Genomic DNA, 16,911 nt, shown 5'->3' with positions numbered 1-16,911 from the left:
TGGTTAGCCGATCCGAATGCGCAATGAGCCGAGGAGATCTCTCGTTTCGAGCCAATTGCGTACCTCTAGGGTTAGCGCGGTGAACTGCGCACCCTCCCCTGCGCATGCGCGCAAGAACCTGATCACTGCGTCTGGGACGTTGTCTGAGGTCAACACCGTCCAGGCCGTTCTATGCTCCGTCACGAGTTCCGTTAACTGGACAATCGCTCGCGCAGGATCCATAGGCGGAGTGGCGGCCAAGGCTGCAATCTTTTGACGACATTGGCGAATCCGGGTGACACCAAGACTAAGTTGAGGAAGCTTGCCAAGCGCATCCAGCACCTCGTCCGACCCCCCGGGGGAGTTCGCATCGCTATAGCGGCGCCAGCCCTCCCGAATCGCTGTGTCCGCCCCAGTCGCGATACCCTTTAGTCTGTCGGTGAAGTCATACGCAATGTTGAATGGCGGATCGGCCAAGCCGGCCGGTGTTTCGGAGGCTATGGCACGGAGCGTCCTCGCCTTCTCCGACAGATCATCCGCATTGGCGGGAGCGAACTCGATTGCCACTCCCGCGGCTTTGAAGCGATCGATTGCCTCCCTCGCCTGCGCGATGAGCGCCGCTGCTTTCCCAATTTGTTCAGTGCGGGTGCGGACAACGTCCGCCGAGTTGGCCGCGAGCTTCAGTTTCTGGTAGCGATCAATCTTCCCAGCGAGGTCAGTCGCGCGTTCAAGCAACATTTCCTGCCTCCATCGCGGCCAGATCATTGACTATGTTGCCGAGAGCTTCATCAAGTGTGGCCATGTTCTTGGCTGCCTCACTAGTACGCGCATCTTGGTCATCACCGAAACTCTGCAGGTCGCGCTCAACCGAATCAAGAAACTTCTCTGCAGCCAAACGAAGCGCTGTGCCAGCGGTCACCGCGTTTGCTCGGCCTCGACCATACTCAGGTAGCACTGCGACCGCATCCTCTGTCTCGAGCAGCATCCGTGCGGCACTGATAGATGCATCGAATTGGACGGTCTGAAATGCGTCCAGTGCATCCTGCAATGGTCGCGAACTGTTCTGCGCAGGGATACCAGCATCCAAGACTGCTTGTCGAGCGGTAGTAAGAGTCGCAACGATCGTTGCGCGAGTGGCACCATCTCCGAAGGAACGAAGCATCTCCTCAAGCCATTGGAGGCGCTGTGATCGCTCGGCTCCTGCTGCCCCTGGGAGCGTTTCTGCAATCTCGCGATACAGCGATGCAAGCAAGCTCGTATCGTCCTCCGGTGGTTTCAAGCCGAGACGCCATTTCGCACGGCGCAATTGACGTATTGGACCAAGGACCCGCTGTGGATCAAGCATCGCGCCATATCGCCCGCCCTTGAGGCTCGAAGCCTGAGATCGTGCCGCATCGATCAGTTCTTCTCGGTGCCGTAGCAATTTCGCATAGAGGGAGCGCAGTTGCCCCGCAGCCGGGGCTGGATCGTCTGGCCAGTTGCCGAATGCTGCTTCGATCAACTCGGCAGCGGTGGGGGCGGCTTTGAGTCGTCCGCCGATTGCGGCACCGATGCAAAGCAAATTGATCGCTGCGTCGGCCTGGCGCCATGAGCTGCTAGGTGCGCTCAGCTTCTGAAGTTGCTGCTCAACCTGCTTGGCCCAACGCTCGACGCAATCCAGATAGCTTGTCAGCGCCCGGTCGGCTCCATCGAACCGCCATCGGAAGCCATTTTTCGCCGCAAGTAGCAATCCTTGCAATGCCTGGCCCGTCTGCGGGTCCGCGTCGATCTCAAGTTGAACGTCCGCGTACATGGCGCGCTTGGTGTTCTGGCGGACGAAATAGATGCCCTTTCTTTGCTGGAAGGCCCTGCCTGGGCCTGCAAAGTATGTGCGTGAAAATCCTAGCATGTCCCAGTCGATCGCCCCTACAACTGCCGCGTAAATAAGTTCTCGGAGCTTTTGAGCCACTGTCGCATCAAGGCCGTCACCACGGATCCAGAGCTGGATCGCGAGATTGTCAGCATCCACGGAGACCGCTGAAACAGGCGCCTGCGGCGTCGGCGGCGAGAGTGGCACGTCCGCCAATGGGAATTCACCAGCCTCCGGGATCTTCGGCACAGTGAAAGCATCGCGAAGCGGCTCAGGGAGATTGATGACCGCGCCGGTTCCGTCGTATAGCTCAAGTAGAGCCATCCAGCGTTCCGCCACTTGCTGATTCTGACGCTTGAGTTGTGTTTCCGCAGCGAGTGGCAATTGCTTCACGCCGCCAAGCTTCTCGAGGAGGCGCAACGGTGGATACTCGCCGGCTGCGATGGATGGCGCAAATGTGTCCAAGACTTCCACCAGCAAATCGTTCTGAATGGTCCGCGGGTTCAGCCTGCCCGATTGCGAACGATCGACTCGGCCCGCCCCGATCCAAAGAGCTTGCTCGGTAAAGGGGTACAGCCCATAGCCATCGACACTACCGAAAGTGGCGTGGCACTCGACTACTAATGGGCAACGCGTGCATTGCGACGGTGCCATTTGACCGGGCAGCGCTGACTCGCTCCATCGCTCGATTTTTTCTCGCCCCAGTCGGACCGCGTTCAAATACTTCGCGGAGAAGGAGGCTAGAGATGCCGATGTGGTTGTCTGCCCGTGGGCGTGACCGGCAGACCAATTCATATCTACGATGTGTGTGGTACGTCGATACGCTGTGTCTTCGACGCTTTCGAAGAAACCCGGCGTCACAGCGATCGCCGTCCGCATTCGACAAAGGCCCGTTTCGCCTTGGCCGGAGTCGCCCTGAGTTGTAATTGCCTGGAGCAAGGCGCGGTCTATGCCTTGGAGGCGCGCAAACTCCTCTATCAGTAACACCAACTCGCGACCCTGCGATTTGAGGTATCTCCGCAACCCCGCCATCAACTCCTCGACCCGATCCCCGGAAAAGCTGAGAGTGCGTGCGACAGCCTTGTCGAGATTGCGATTGATCACGCGAATGGCAGCCGGCAGATTCTCCGGATCCGCTTCGATCAACTGGATGGCGTGTTGCGCCAATTTGGTCGCGTTCAGATAGTCTTGCCCGCCAAGAACCAAGTCATCCGCCGCAAAGACCCGTCGTCGATCTGGCCGGTCATCGGCACGGGATTGTTCGAAGATGTGATCAACGATTTCGGCGGCCACCTTGCCGTCACGAAGAAAATGCTCCTTCTGCATGTACGGGTCCTGGAAGAGGTTCGGCAGCACTTCAATGAGCGCTTCCTCAAGCTCGTCCGCGCTCGATGTTGGCTTGTCCTCGCGTATAGCTTGACCGAGGTGGTGAAGGAGTTCGCGGCGACGACCTTCGGGAGTCATAGCCCCATCACCAGCTAGGTTAAAGGTCTCAAGGAAGCCGCGTTGTTGATCGGGGGGGAGTTTGCCAATAATCTCGCGGACGATCGCGCGGAGGCTAGTTCCCGATTTGCGAACGACCAACACCATTCGCTGGGCGTTGTCGCGCACGTGTAGTCGCATCCAATGAACTAGGTGCGACTTGCCGGACCCCGTATCTCCAAGTATGGCGGCGAGCGCATGCGGTCGATCTTGACGCAGGAAGTCGAAGAGGAAATCCGCCGGTGTCATTTTGGCCCAAGCGGCAGTGGTGACATCCTGGTACCGTTGCCCAACCGGTGGCGTGACCTGTAGATCCCACTCGCTGTGCACGGCACGGAACAGGCTATCGGGGATGTGTTCGGCGAAGGGATTGATCACCTGGCGGACTGCCGATGGCTCCCAGCAGAGATGGTTCCGCATCATTCGGTTGCTCCTAAGTGGACGTGGCTGACGCGCTTCGTACTGCCACCGAAGTCCAGGATACGGGCCTTCGCGTCTGCGACCGCGTCCAGTGAGATCAAATCCCGATCGTCCAATCGTTGCAGCGCGAAACTCAACGAGATAGAGAGTCGGTCGTCGGCAGCCGGCGACGTTGAGCGCATCGCCTCCAACTCATCACGCACACTCCCACCCTCGAGAACTGGATATATCGCGGCCAATCGCGACAAGAACAAATCGATTTCTATCCAACCCTGATTCGGCAGAACCTGTTCAAGCACCGCTGCGATGGCGCGGGTGGGATCGGGAAATGCGCGTCGAGTCGATACATCTCCGACCACCACAGCAAATCCGAGATATCGCGCCCAATAGAGCAAGTTTTGGTAGCTGCTGGTGTTGCCGAGTTCAGCTTTGACAGCGAACTCGCCGAGGTCCTCTCGCAACTGGTTTTGCGGGGCATCGCTGAAACTGAGCGGCTCAAGCGGACTCTTGGTAAGTAGCCACGCTAATGCATAGAGAACGCCTGTTTGTCCCGCATCAGCAGCGCGTCGTGTGTCGAACAGCACCTCACGCAGTCTGGATAGGAATTCCCCCTGTAAGTCGGCATTCCGACGACCGCCGTCGACGGTGGCTTTGGGTACGCGCAAACGATCGCCGTCGTCTTCCACGAGGCCCAGCCGGCGCGCCTCATTTAGTGAGTCGGAGAACAATGCAGTCGAGCCTCCATCTTCTTCGTTGCCTCCGCGCTTAGACAAGGATGGGGGCGTCGCCCAGGCTTCTAGCTGCTCACGCGGCAGCCCATTTTCGGCTTCGGCGACAGCTGCATAGATGCTGAACAGACGACTGGGCACAGCTACAAATGTGGTCAGGATGCTCATTCGGAGCTCCTCGCATGAAGTTCGTCAAGTGTCAGAACTCGGCCGCCGAAAACCTCGCGCAGCATGTGCCCGCTCGGAGATCGCAGCTTCTCTGGTACCAGAAACAGGCGTATCCGACCCGGTAGCGGCGCATATGCCGCTTCACCGAGTGACTGGTCGCGGCCCACAAGTACGAGTTCCGGTCCGGTGGGCATCCGAGAGTGAACGGGGGATGGCAATTGGCTTACGAAGAAAGGACTTGCCTTCGCAAAACGCAGCATCCGGTCTAGATCGAATGGCGCCTCGCCCATCAGGATGAGCTTAGATAAGCCCATGCGGTATAGGCGCTCAAGCGTGTCACCTAGTCGCCGAGACTCTGCTTTCCCGAAGGCCTCGCCGTACGTGACAAGGAGTCGGCCCTCGGCATCGAAGAGTCGCGCCAATAAATGTGGCGTGGAAAGGTGCCACGGAGATTTAGGTTCAGCGGCTGGAAGGTTTGGTTGGCGAGCGGACCGACAAGGGCGGCAGCGTGAACAGCTACTGCAGGTTCGAGCCACCTGGTCATGTCCATAGAGCTGTTCCAGGATCTCGGCCGGACACTCTATGTCTGCAATGAAGCGCTGCATGAGTTCGAAGTTGCGCAACCCGGAGGCCTGCGCTCTTTCGCGAACTGGCTCAACCCTCCGCTTCCAAGTCTCATGTCTAAGGTGCTCGTCGTCGAGCAACTCGATTTCAAGCCAATCACCGGGCTCGGACATCAACGACTGAGGGGCACCGAGCAGCCTCACCATCCCCGCGCGTGCCATAAGCGCAAGCGTGCGCAGGTTCCAGTCGGCGTTCCAGTCGCCCGTCATGTCGATGTCGTCCTCGTTGATCCCCGGGCTTCCGTCGACCCTCACGGCAAAGCGGGTGTCCCCCATTGATCGCTTGCCAGCGAACAACGCCGTCCAGCGTTCAAGCCCCCGATCAACTGTGATGACCTTCTGCTGACTGATGCGTTCGGCGATTGGAAAATCGGATGGAGCGGGCACGATGAGCGAAAGGGACGCTTTACCATCGCGGCCGCCACGTCCAACCTCTTGATAGAAGCGGTCCAAGGTCTCCGGCACGCATGCGTGAACCACACTGCGTGCATGAGCGTAATCGATGCCCAGCCCAAACGCAGATGTGCCGATGACGACATCGAGCGCGCCTTCCCGCCAGTTTGCTACGATCCTCTCGCGGGCCTCACGGCTCGTTTTGCCGTGCAACATTTCCACCCGATTGAATCCCGCATCGCGGAGCTTTTTCCGCCAGACTTCAGCATGCGCCACCTCCGTCACATAGAGGACTGCCGGCCTGGGCACATGATGAAGAGCTTCCATCACTCGGCTTTGGCGCGCGGACTCGTCAGCTTTAGCGACCCAATAATCCGGCTCCGAACGTAGTCGCACCGCGGAGATGCTCTCAAACGCTCCGCCGATGCCAAACAGCGCTTTTAACGTTTCCCGCGATTGAGCAGTAAGCGTCGCCGACAGAAGCACTGTGCGAGGCTCCCTGCCGGCTGGAGAGGCGGCAAGCAGTTCTTGCCGAAGTCCACTGAGTTCCTGGAACTCCGTACGAAACCCGGTGCCCCATTGATCAACAAGATGAGCCTCGTCGATGACCATAGCTCGGAGTTGCCCAGCACCGGCCGCCTCTCGAAGAGCGCTGCGCAAAGGACCGCATGCAGCCTCCGGTGACGCGAAACACAGGCCTTGTATCCCCTCGGCGATTCGCTCCGCAAGCACTGCGTTTGCTGCGGGGGCCCCGCCCTGATAAGCGAGCGGCCGTGCGAGCCCGCACACATCGAGGGCTTCTTCCTCGTGGTTCACCCCGAGGGCGACGGTCGGTACGATGACAAGCGTGACTCCGCGACTTGCAGAGGCCGCCTCGCCGACGAAGCCAACGGCATGTATGAGTTGGAAGACCATGCTCTTCCCCTCACCAGTGGCCAGCGCAATCACCAGCGTCGCTCCCGGCGGTGTGGAAAGCGCCGCACGTACAGCGGCGCGCTGGCCGAGACTGCGGTAGCGGACTCGCCCGATGGCAGCAAGAAATGGGTCGCCGGCACAATCCTGTCCGCCGAAGGAGCGCCGTACTACCTCGCTTGCGGCGATATCATCGACGCCGAGTGATCCTGTTACTCCAAGCCACCCTGGACGCCACACATTAGCAAACACCCGGAACCCGCCAGCGATAGGATCGCCCGCAAGCCCGACCTGCCTCCAAGCCAAGAACTTGGCCAGACGTGGATGTTTCACAACGACGCGCGGGCTTACCTCATAGTCGCGCCGAGCGTCCTCACGCCGTAGGGCTTGGCGCAGCATTACGGCTAGATCGAGTTCGCTAGCCGGTGGAGTGACGTCTCCGAGCGCTAAACGCAACCGTTCGATTGAGGGCTCGCTCGAAGCACGCCACTCCTCTTGCGGCTCAACCGCGAGGAGGCGTCGGAGCGCATCGAACGCCTCGGCACCTTCAAGTTCACGCATGTGTTTCAACCGAGGGTGGGTCCCGAGAGACTATAAAACAGCCCATTGCATCCAGCCTAACAACCGGCTGTGCGATCGCTGGAAGGATCGCTTCAATGCCCTCCAGGTCGGCCCTAGCTGAAAAGTCGACGGCCGAATGCCTTTGCCGCAAGCGGTTCCGTCGGCGCTCGACCTCAAGCAAGGCAAGGCGCTCCGCTGCGTCAATGGCGTCCGTCAACGATTGTGCGGCGAGCACCAAACCGCGACCGCGGTCCCGGACGGTTCGGCAGACGCCGCCGAAAGTAGCTGGGTCGATGACGCTGTGCAGAATATGGGGTCGGCTGGACAAGTTGATGTCGGCGTCAGGTTCTCCAAGCGCATTGGCCTTCCGATATGGCCTTGCCAGGATAGACAGCAGCCTTGCGTCCTCGACTACGTCTCCATCGCTATCGACGTGTATGCATATCGCATGCGGGGACAGGTAGCGCTGAGCGCGCCGAAGGTTCGCAAGCTCTTTCATGCTCGGTGCGAACATATCGGAAATGGCAATATCGGGTTCGACTACGAAGCAAAGGCGGAAACCAAGCCATGGATCATCAGACCATTCCGACGCTGTCCGCCAGGTGATGAATGCTGTTCCACGATCGTCCCAGCGCGTAAAGCGCTCGGCAATGTCTATCAAGGGCGTTCCAGGCCTCAGAAGCATCGTATCCGGATGCCCACTCGCGATTCGGCGGCGCCAAGTCAGCGCTTGTTTGTCCTCGAGAGCGAATGCCTCTAGCCAAGGCCGACTTGGGATGAGCGTCGCTTTCGTTGCTCCGAATTTGAACGGATCCTGCGCGGGCCATGCTACCGGCCACTTCTTGAGGAGCAAGGCACCCACAAGCCATTGATCGACACCGTCCTCGAGGGCGCCTTCGTCTTCCTCTGCCTCCTCCAATCCTTGAATGAATGCCTCAACCGGTTCTTCGGCAAGCGCAATTCGATCGAGTGCGTACTGTTCATCCTGCGATCGACGCTCTACCTTTATCGCCTCGCTCACCTCGGCCCATAGTGCTTGTACGCCACTTGGCCCTTGTTCAAGCAGCACCCGAAAGACTTGTTTCTCGAAGTCTTCAAGCATGAACTGAACGTCGCTTATCGAACGATGAAAAATCGAGAGTCCGTGGCAGAGGAAGTCTGACCAGCCAGTCCATGGACTGTCATCCTCATCGATGGGCAGCACGATTCTGTGGCGGATCATTCCGTGCCGCCTTCCAAATCGATCCAGTCGACCGATTCGTTGCTCCATACGAGCGGCTGATAGCGGCAGGTCGAGGTGGATGATTGCATCGGCAAAAGCGAGATTAAGGCCCTCCTCGCCGTTCCGATCGCAGATCAACACAGCAGGCGTTCGAGACGATGCAAACGCAGCAATGGCTTTGTGATCTTTCATAGTGCCGTCGCCAGTCACAAGCAAGATCTCGCAATCCTGCAGCGTGTCGCGTAGCGCTTCATGGAAGGTCGCCGCAGCGACCTTGGATGAAGAGAAGGCAACGATCTTGGGTGGCCTGCCTTCGCTGCGAAGATTGTGAATCAGGCGCAGTGTGCTTTCGCAAGCCGTGGCATGGTCGTTGCCAATGGATCTGTCCTCGACATGCATACAGAAGCGTTCGAGAATCGACGGTTCGTCGTCGAAGGCGGGTCGCGCGCGCGCGCTGGCAATCCAATCAATGAACGTGGAACGGCCACCACCAAGTGCGGTCAATAAGTCAGCATAGCGAAGTGCTGCTGCATCGAGCACGCGTTTATCCCCGCTTGCCGCATCAAGCACGCCGAATCGCCATTCCTCCAAGATAGGAAGCAACGGCTTGACCCAGGAGGCGACGTCAGCCTCAACCCGAACGTGAGAAAACGAGGGCTCCCCTTGGTCTGTTGGCCCTCGAGAGCTGAACTCCCAGCCTTGCGCGTCGGCACGACGTGACCGGATCAATCGCTGGTGGATCCGGTAACTATCGGCGACGTGGCTTCTAAGAGCGGCGCACAGCGCTGGCAACTCGTGCAAGGCGTCGCGTGTTGCCTGGACCAAGCGGGGTGCGAGTTCCTTGATCGTTTGGTCGTCCGGAAACAGTCGCTCCATCTCGGCTCCCCGCTGCCTGAGAACGAGTTTTGGTGCCTCAGGATCCAGCGCCAGGAGCAGTCGCCCGATATCACGCCGTCGTTCAAGTTTGAGCCGAAAGCTCGGGATGTCGTCGAGCGGATGAGCTGTTGGGTCGAGCAGATTCAGTAGCGCGAGGAACCGTGCTTCGTCACCCAGTGCAGGGGTCGCCGACAGCAGCAGTACAACAGGCGTTTCACTTGCCATGGCGCGAAGCTTTACGGCGGCGGGGGCGAGGCGGCCGGAGTCGACCCCTACTAAATGATGGGCTTCGTCGACAACAAGAATTTCGGGAGCAACTTCTATGTTTGCTAGGTCGGCATGAGGCACGATCTGAATAGTGTCAAACTGATCGAGCCGAAGTTTTGCCCCAAGCTCTTCGCGCCACTGCGCGCACAAGTGAGTTGGTACTGCTATGAGGACACTGGTCTCGGAATTGTCGATCAGGTGTTGTCGAACAATCAGGCCGGCCTCGATCGTCTTTCCAAGGCCGACCTCGTCCGCGAGAAGGTAGCGTTGTACTGGATCGGAGAGAACTCGACGCACGGCAGCTACTTGGTGGGGAGCCAACTCGATACCGGCGGATACAAGCGCCGTCATGCCTTGTGCTGCGCTACGAAGTTTCAGGAGCGGCAGTAATGCCGCTTGGCGACGATCATGAAGATACTGGCTCTCCGCACCGCCACTGGCCAGGATCTCGGCGGGGTCGTCTGGCGCGCTCCAAGGGCGTATATATAGACAAAGTTCGCTGAAATCTGCGCGCTCGCCGTTTGGAAACCTCACCTCATAGTCGACGAGTCCCCTCTCGTCAATGAGGAAATCGGCGATCCGACCAACTCGAAATCGCCCCTCATGACGAATATAGACGCGGGTTTGCGGGCTCAAATAGGCGCGCGAAACTTTCGCCACCGGCATTTGAATAACGTCGGATCGAATGATCGATCGAAAGATAGAAACTGAGCACGTCTCCCCGCTGATCCCCTCTAGCTTTCCTACGCCTTTGTCGTCGGGCAAAGACACCAACATGCCGTTGATTAGCACAGACATCCCCTAAGCATGTATCTCATCTGTCTTGTTGCTCGTCGGGCCGATAGACCGAAATAAAATTCCGTCATAGGCTCTAAATCTGAAATGACGCCCTCCGGCCAGCCGCAGCAACTTTGTTCACATGCCGTATTTGTGTGGCGCCAGTAGCTACTCTGGTGCCCTACGTCATCGCACACACGGAACGCGACACTTCTCATCGCGTTTTTTTATCGATTGTGGCCGCAATTTTCTCAAATTACGGCACATCTTTCAATTAATGTGACATTCGACACGCACGCTCGACGTCGCCGGCGACATCGGTTGCGGCGCGGAGGACACGCAACGTCTCGCGCAAAAAACGCCGGATGGTCTCAGAATCAGGCGCATGGCTGATGGTGCTTCGATGGACATCGCTTGCGCAGCGAGATCCTGCCGTTCGAGGCGAAGCACGCGGCTGTGGCGGCGAGGCGAGATCGACACCGGGTTGGCGTCGACATCATGCAGGTAGCTCATCAAGGTGCCGAAATCGGCCTTGAAGGTCGGAATAGCTTCAGCTTCCGCAGACATGGCGCAACCCCAATTCGACATAAATACGAGATCATGGTAGCGCAAAAGGTTGCGTCTTATCATGACGCTAGGCTGGACATGTTTCGACAGCATGCCGCTGATAGGAGTGAGCAGCATTCGGCTGTGGGCAGAAAAGATATGCCGCACGCGCAAAATGGCGGACAGGTCCTTATCCGGTTACCTCTCCGACTGCTGCTCGAGATAACCGCCCAGCAGGCCGGCGATGTTTTCCCGCCCGACCGGATTGGCGCTGTGCTGCTGGAATTGAAGTTCCGGTGGAATGAACTGACCGCCTTGGTCAAGATCTCGGTCGATCAGCCACCTCACCACGACCATCGCGGTGTCATTGCCGCCCAGATCGTGACCAAAACTGACAAGTTTTGGGCAGCCGTGGGTCTGTAGCAGATCAATGGCTTCGGCCGAACTCCGCACGACCGCCCATCCGGGGCCCGGCGCGGCCTGCAGATCGTCCAGGAATAGCTTCAATTCGCCCCCGTCGATGCGTTACTTGGTAGCAGACATGATTGCAACTGCTTCAGCCTTGGCAGCACGACCCACGCCGGAAGCCTGCACTGCAGCGAACGCGTATTTCATCGTCGGCTTTATTGAGCGGGATTCGGCTGCAGGTCTCGAACGCTGCACCAGATGATCATAGATCATCGCCGTAACTGTCCGACACTTTTCGGTGGACACTTTGCGGCTCAGCCCTCCTGACGAGGAATTCCGGGTCCTGAAACAACAAAAGCCGACTCGCGGTCGGCTCTTGTTGTTGAAGCACATCAGGAAATCTCTTGGCGGAGCGGGGGAGGATTGAACTGCCGACCTTTGCTCTGCCACTCCAATGTAATGGCTGTGCTCGTACTCTAAAAAGCTCCCGTCCAGAAAGAGGCGTGATGCGTGCCAATTAACCTCCGAGAATTTTCACTAAATGCGGCTTCGATTGTCACTATTCGTGGGGCATTTTTCACTAATAGTGACTTTCGACAGCAGCCAAAATCAAACGTCAATATTCCCCGCCCGCAACGCATTCGACTCGATAAACGCCCGCCGCGGCTCGACATCATCCCCCATGAGGGTAGTAAAGATCCCATCCGCCGCAATCGCGTCTTCGATCTGCACGCGCAGCAGTCGCCGCACTGCCGGATCCATCGTCGTTTCCCACAGTTGCTCGGGGTTCATCTCCCCCAGCCCCTTATACCGCTGCTTCGAGACATTGCGTTCCGCATCCGCCAACAGCCACTTCATCGCGCTCTTGAAGTCCGCCACGGCCATGCTGCGCTCACCGCGCTTGATGACCGCACCTTCGCCGATGAGCCCCTTGAACGTATTCGCGGTGGTCACGAGCTGCTGATAATCCGCCGTGTGCTGGAATTCCTGGTCGATGACCGAAACCCGCACGTTGCCGTGATGTGTACGCTCGACATGCAGCGACCGCTGTTCGCGAACCGGGTCATACGAAGGCACAACCCGCACTTCGTTCTTCAGCGCTTCATCATGCAACGCAGCGTGCAGCGCCTTAGCCGAAGCCTCCGTCGAAGCCTCATTGGAGAGGTCGATCACCACACCATCCATGACCGCTTCCAGCGCGGCCGGGTCATACAACCGGCTCAACCGCCCGATCACGCTCTGCGACAGCAGATACGACCGCGCCAGCTCGCCAAGCGCATCGCCGGAAATCGCCGCCGCATTCTCACCCGGCACCAGCTCCGACCCTTGCAGCGCCAACCGCAGCATATGCGCGTTGAGCTCCACGTCATCCTTCAGATACCGCTCGTCCTTGCCCGCCTTGATCTTGTAAAGCGGCGGCTGCGCGATATACACGTACCCGCGCTCGATCATGTCCGGCATCTGGCGATAGAGGAACGTGAGCAGCAGCGTCCGGATGTGCGCACCGTCCACGTCCGCGTCGGTCATGATGATGATGCGGTGATAGCGGAGCTTGTCGAGGTTGTAGTCTTCCTTGCCGATCCCGCAGCCAAGCGCGGTCACGAGCGTGACGATCTGCTCCGACGACAGCAGCTTGTCGTAGCGAGCCTTCTCGACGTTCAGCACCTTGCCGCGCAGCGGCAGGATCGCCTGGAACTTCCGGTCACGCCCTTGCTTCGCCGACCCACCTGCCGAGTCACCCTCGACGATGTAGATTTCGCACTTCGCCGGGTCTTTCTCCTGGCAGTCCGCGAGCTTGCCCGGCAGGCCAACACCATCGAGCACACCCTTGCGTCGCGTCATCTCACGCGCCTTCCGAGCAGCATCACGCGCACGAGCAGCTTCGACGATCTTCCCGCAGATGATCTTCGCGTCGATCGGCGTTTCCAAAAGGAATTCTTCCAGCGCCTTCGCCACAACTTCTTCAACCGGAGCACGAACCTCGGAAGAAACCAGCTTGTCCTTCGTCTGCGAGCTGAACTTCGGCTCCGGCACCTTCACGGACAGCACGCACGACAGCCCTTCGCGCATGTCGTCGCCGGTCGTCTCGACCTTCGCCTTCTTCGCGATTTCGTTGTCGGTGATGTACTTGTTGATGACGCGCGTCATCGCGGCCCGCAGGCCGGTCAGGTGCGTGCCGCCATCCCGCTGCGGAATGTTGTTCGTGAAGCACAGCACGTTCTCGTTGTAGCTGTCGTTCCACTGCATCGCGACTTCGACGCCCACGCCATCCTTCTCGCCGTTGGCAAAGAACACCGTCGGGTGCAGGTTGGTCTTCGTCTTGTTGATGTACTCGACGAAGCCCTTCACACCGCCGGCGAACGCGAAATCGTCTTCCTTGCCCGAGCGCAGATCGGTGAGGCGAATCCGTACACCGTTGTTCAGGAACGAAAGCTCGCGCATCCGCTTCGCGAGGATGTCGTAGTGATACTCGACCGTGCCGAAAATGGTCGGATCGGCCATGAAGTGCACTTCGGTGCCGCGGTTCTCGGTGTCGCCGGTCACGAGCATCGGCGACACTTCCACGCCGTCCACCACCTCGAGCACGCGATCCTGCGCAACGCCGCGATGGAACTCCATGAAGCGCTTCTTGCCATTGCGGCGCACCGTGAGGCGCAGCCAGCTCGACAGCGCGTTCACGCACGACACGCCCACGCCGTGCAGGCCGCCCGACACCTTGTAGCTGTTCTGGTCGAACTTGCCGCCGGCGTGCAGCTCGGTCATCACGATCTCGGCGGCGCTGCGCTTCGGCTCGTGCTTGTCGTTCATCTTCACGTCGGTCGGAATCCCGCGGCCGTTGTCGGTCACGGAAATCGAGTTGTCGGCGTGAATCGTCACGTGGATGTCGTTGCAGTACCCGGCCAGCGCTTCGTCGATCGAGTTGTCGAGCACCTCGAACACGAGGTGGTGCAGACCGGTGCCGTCCGACGTGTCGCCGATGTACATCCCGGGGCGCTTGCGCACCGCTTCCAGGCCTTCGAGGATCTGGATCGACGAGGCGCCGTAGCTGCTGTTATCGGGTTGCGAATTGTGCTGTTCACTCATGGATATCTTCCGGTTCTGCGAGGCCACTCTCGTGGCGGCGCGGTGCGTTTCAGCGAGCGAAATCGCCGGCCGCTCCAGTTTCCTGGCCCACCCCAAGCGCCGAAAAGGCACCAAAAGGGCGGGTTGTCAGTTCGCCATAAAAACGCCAAAGGGGCTTGCCGCCCCCTGGTGTGTGTCGTGATGTCGCGCGCGTCAGATGCGCATCGGCATCACGACATACTTGAACTCGTCGTTCTCGGGCACGGTAATCAGCGCGCTCGAGCTGGCGTCGCCGAGGCTCACCTGCACGGTGTCGACCTTCAGGTTCGCGAGCACGTCGAGCAGATACGTGACGTTGAAGCCGATGTCGACGGTATCGCCCTGGTAGGCGATTTCCAGTTCTTCCTGCGCCTCTTCCTGATCGGCGTTGGTCGACATGATCTTCAGCTGGCCCGGCGCGATGATGCAGCGCACGCCCTTGAACTTGTCCGAGGTCAGGATCGCCGCGCGCTGCAGCGAACGCTGCAGCTCTTCACGGCCGATCTCGAACGTGTTCTTGTGCGCCTTCGGGATCACGCGCTGGAAGTCGGGGAACTTGCCCTCGACGAGTTTCGACACGAGCTCGACCTGGCCGAACGTGAACTTGGCCTGGGTTTGCGCGATGTCGATGGTGACGGTGTCGTCGATGTCTTCGAGCAGGCGTTGCAGCTCGAGAATCGTCTTGCGCGGCACGATGACTTCCTGGCGGCCGAACGTGCCGCCTTCGAGCTTCATCGACGAGAACGCGAGGCGGTGGCCGTCGGTGGCCACGGCCATCAGCTGGTCGCCGTCGACGACGAGCAGCATGCCGTTCAGGTAGTAGCGGATGTCCTGCTGCGCCATCGCGAAGTGCACCATGCCGAGCAGCTGGCGGAACGACTTCTGCGGGACGGTCAGCGTGGCGCCGAAATCCTTCGCCTGCGCGACGGTCGGGAACTCGTCGGCCGCCAGCGTCTGCAGTGCGAAACGGCTCTTGCCGGATTGAACGGTGAGGCGCTTGTCGGCGAGCGACAGCGTGACCTGGCCGTCAGGCATCGCGCGTAGGATGTCGAGCAGCTTGCGCGCGGCGACGGTGGTCGCGACCTGGTCGCCGCCGACGCCGAAATCGGCGCGCGTGGTGATCTGCAGCTCCAGGTCGGTCGACAGGAACGAAACGTCCGAGCCGTTCTTGGTGATCAGCAGGTTGGCGAGGATCGGCAACGTATGGCGGCGTTCGACGATGCCGCTGACCGTTTGCAGCGGCCTGAGGAGGGTGTCTCGTTCGGTCTTGACCAGTTGCATAGAGTTCCTTCGTTGAGTAACGGCCTGCAGCGCAGCAGCCTCGCAGCGCCCCGCCGGCCGGGCTCTTGGCCCGCCACCACCGGGGCGGTCAAACCAGTATTGTGCCTCAAAACCGAACCGCCCCCCTTAAATTGGGGCGGAGGCCGAATTATCAAGCGCGCCGCGCGCTCAGCCCTTCAGCGTCTGTTCCAGCACGTGCAGCTCGTGGTTGAGCTGCGCGTCCTTGCTGCGCTCGTCGGCGATCTTGCGCACCGCGTGCAGCACGGTGGTGTGATCGCGCCCGCCGAACAGCTCGCCGATTTCCGGCAGGCTCTTCTGCGTGAGTTCCTTCGCGAGATACATCGCGATCTGCCGCGGCCGCGCGATGTTCGCGGGACGCTTCTTCGAGTACATATCCGCGACCTTGATGTTGTAGAAGTCGGCGACGGTCTTCTGGATGTTCTCGACCGAAATCTGCCGGTTCTGCACGGTCAGCAGATCCTTCAGCGCTTCCTTGGTCAGCTCGATCGAGATCTCGCGGCCGTGGAACTTCGAATACGCGAGGATCTTGCGCAGCGCGCCTTCGAGCTCGCGCACGTTCGAGCGGAGGTGCTTCGCGACGAAGAATGCGACGTCTTCCGACAGGTTCACGCCTTCCGACTGCGCCTTGCGCATCAGGATCGCGACGCGCATTTCCAGCTCGGGCGGCTCGATCGCGACGGTGAGGCCCGAGTCGAAGCGCGAGATCAGGCGATCGTCGATGCCCGAGATTTCCTTCGGATACGTGTCGCTGGTGATGATCACCTGCGCCTTGTTCGCGACCAGCGCCTCGAACGCGTAGAAGAATTCCTCTTGCGTGCGCGACTTGCCGGAGAAGAACTGAATATCGTCGATCAGCAGCAGGTCGAGCGAATGGTAGTAGCGCTTGAAATCGTCGAACGCCTTGCGCTGGTACGCCTTCACCACGTCCGACACGTATTGCTCGGCGTGGATGTAGCGGATCCGCGCGCCGGCCTTGTCGAGCAGCAGCTGGTTGCCGATCGCGTGGATCAGGTGGGTCTTGCCGAGGCCGACGCCGCCGTACAGGAACAGCGGGTTGTACGAGATGCCGGGGTTGTCCGCGACCTGGATCGCGGCGGCGCGCGCGAGCTGGTTCGCCTTACCGGTCACGAAGTTGTCGAACGTGAGCACGGGGTTCAGCTTCGAGCGCTCGTACATCGAATCGGCTTCACCGCCGGCGGCGGGCGCGGCACCGGGGCCCGGGCGCCACGTGCGGCGGCCGGCGGCCGCTTCGTGCGCGGGCAGGCTCGGCAGGTCGATGTCGGCGTCGTCGGCGTT

10 protein-coding genes are annotated in these 16,911 nt (G+C 59.9%); all 10 read right to left on the bottom strand.

Annotation, left to right across the window (positions count from 1 at the left end):
- Positions 1-3: 3 nt before the first annotated feature.
- Positions 4-717 carry a hypothetical protein gene (locus tag F3J15_RS29350; RefSeq protein WP_166895610.1) on the bottom strand — a complete coding sequence of 238 codons (714 nt, stop codon included), beginning with the start codon at positions 715-717 and terminating at the stop codon, positions 4-6.
- Positions 707-3,733, bottom strand: a complete 3,027-nt coding sequence (gene dpdH, locus F3J15_RS29345; protein ID WP_166895608.1) for a protein DpdH — start codon at positions 3,731-3,733, stop codon at positions 707-709. Before dpdH ends, F3J15_RS29350 begins: the two co-directional genes overlap by 11 nt.
- Positions 3,730-4,626 carry a protein DpdG gene (gene dpdG / locus F3J15_RS29340; RefSeq protein ID WP_166895606.1) on the bottom strand — a complete coding sequence of 299 codons (897 nt, stop codon included), beginning with the start codon at positions 4,624-4,626 and terminating at the stop codon, positions 3,730-3,732. The genes dpdH and dpdG overlap by 4 nt, the downstream gene beginning before the upstream one ends.
- On the bottom strand, positions 4,623-7,115 hold the full coding sequence (gene dpdF / locus F3J15_RS29335) for a protein DpdF (protein ID WP_166895603.1): 2,493 nt from the start codon (positions 7,113-7,115) through the stop codon (positions 4,623-4,625). Before dpdF ends, dpdG begins: the two co-directional genes overlap by 4 nt.
- Entirely contained in the window at positions 7,108-10,272 is a 3,165-nt protein-coding gene (gene dpdE, locus F3J15_RS29330) for a protein DpdE (RefSeq protein WP_166895601.1), read from the bottom strand. Before dpdE ends, dpdF begins: the two co-directional genes overlap by 8 nt.
- Before the next feature lie 255 nt (positions 10,273-10,527).
- The gene (locus F3J15_RS29325; protein ID WP_166895599.1) at positions 10,528-10,941 is read right to left on the bottom strand and encodes a hypothetical protein; all 414 of its coding nucleotides are present in this window, start codon (positions 10,939-10,941) and stop codon (positions 10,528-10,530) included.
- A 60-nt stretch (positions 10,942-11,001) separates the two neighbouring features.
- Positions 11,002-11,310 carry a cyclic-phosphate processing receiver domain-containing protein gene (locus F3J15_RS29320; RefSeq protein ID WP_166895597.1) on the bottom strand — a complete coding sequence of 103 codons (309 nt, stop codon included), beginning with the start codon at positions 11,308-11,310 and terminating at the stop codon, positions 11,002-11,004.
- Positions 11,311-11,820: 510 nt separating this feature from the next.
- Entirely contained in the window at positions 11,821-14,295 is a 2,475-nt protein-coding gene (gene gyrB, locus F3J15_RS29315; RefSeq protein WP_166895595.1) for a DNA topoisomerase (ATP-hydrolyzing) subunit B, read from the bottom strand.
- 192 nt (positions 14,296-14,487) lie between these two features.
- Positions 14,488-15,594 carry a DNA polymerase III subunit beta gene (dnaN, locus tag F3J15_RS29310; RefSeq protein ID WP_039364632.1) on the bottom strand — a complete coding sequence of 369 codons (1,107 nt, stop codon included), beginning with the start codon at positions 15,592-15,594 and terminating at the stop codon, positions 14,488-14,490.
- 168 nt (positions 15,595-15,762) lie between these two features.
- The coding region (gene dnaA / locus F3J15_RS29305) for a chromosomal replication initiator protein DnaA (protein ID WP_166895593.1) at positions 15,763-16,911 on the bottom strand (1,149 nt) is incomplete at its 5' end.

The organism is Burkholderia sp. Ap-955, assembly GCF_011753045.1.
GTDB classification, from domain to species: Bacteria; Pseudomonadota; Gammaproteobacteria; order Burkholderiales; family Burkholderiaceae; genus Burkholderia; species Burkholderia lata_D.
The sequence above is the reverse complement of the archived record's forward strand: the minus strand, read 5'-3'. Positions and strand labels throughout refer to the sequence as shown.

Coding starts and splice junctions, on each gene's coding strand:
- dnaN (WP_039364632.1), bottom strand. CDS start 15,594: ATGCAACTGGTCAAGACCGAACGAGACACCCTCCTCAGGCCGCTGCAA.
- F3J15_RS29350 (WP_166895610.1), bottom strand. CDS start 717: ATGTTGCTTGAACGCGCGACTGACCTCGCTGGGAAGATTGATCGCTAC.
- F3J15_RS29325 (WP_166895599.1), bottom strand. CDS start 10,941: ATGCTGCTCACTCCTATCAGCGGCATGCTGTCGAAACATGTCCAGCCT.
- dpdH (WP_166895608.1), bottom strand. CDS start 3,733: ATGATGCGGAACCATCTCTGCTGGGAGCCATCGGCAGTCCGCCAGGTG.
- dpdG (WP_166895606.1), bottom strand. CDS start 4,626: ATGAGCATCCTGACCACATTTGTAGCTGTGCCCAGTCGTCTGTTCAGC.
- gyrB (WP_166895595.1), bottom strand. CDS start 14,295: ATGAGTGAACAGCACAATTCGCAACCCGATAACAGCAGCTACGGCGCC.
- dpdF (WP_166895603.1), bottom strand. CDS start 7,115: ATGCGTGAACTTGAAGGTGCCGAGGCGTTCGATGCGCTCCGACGCCTC.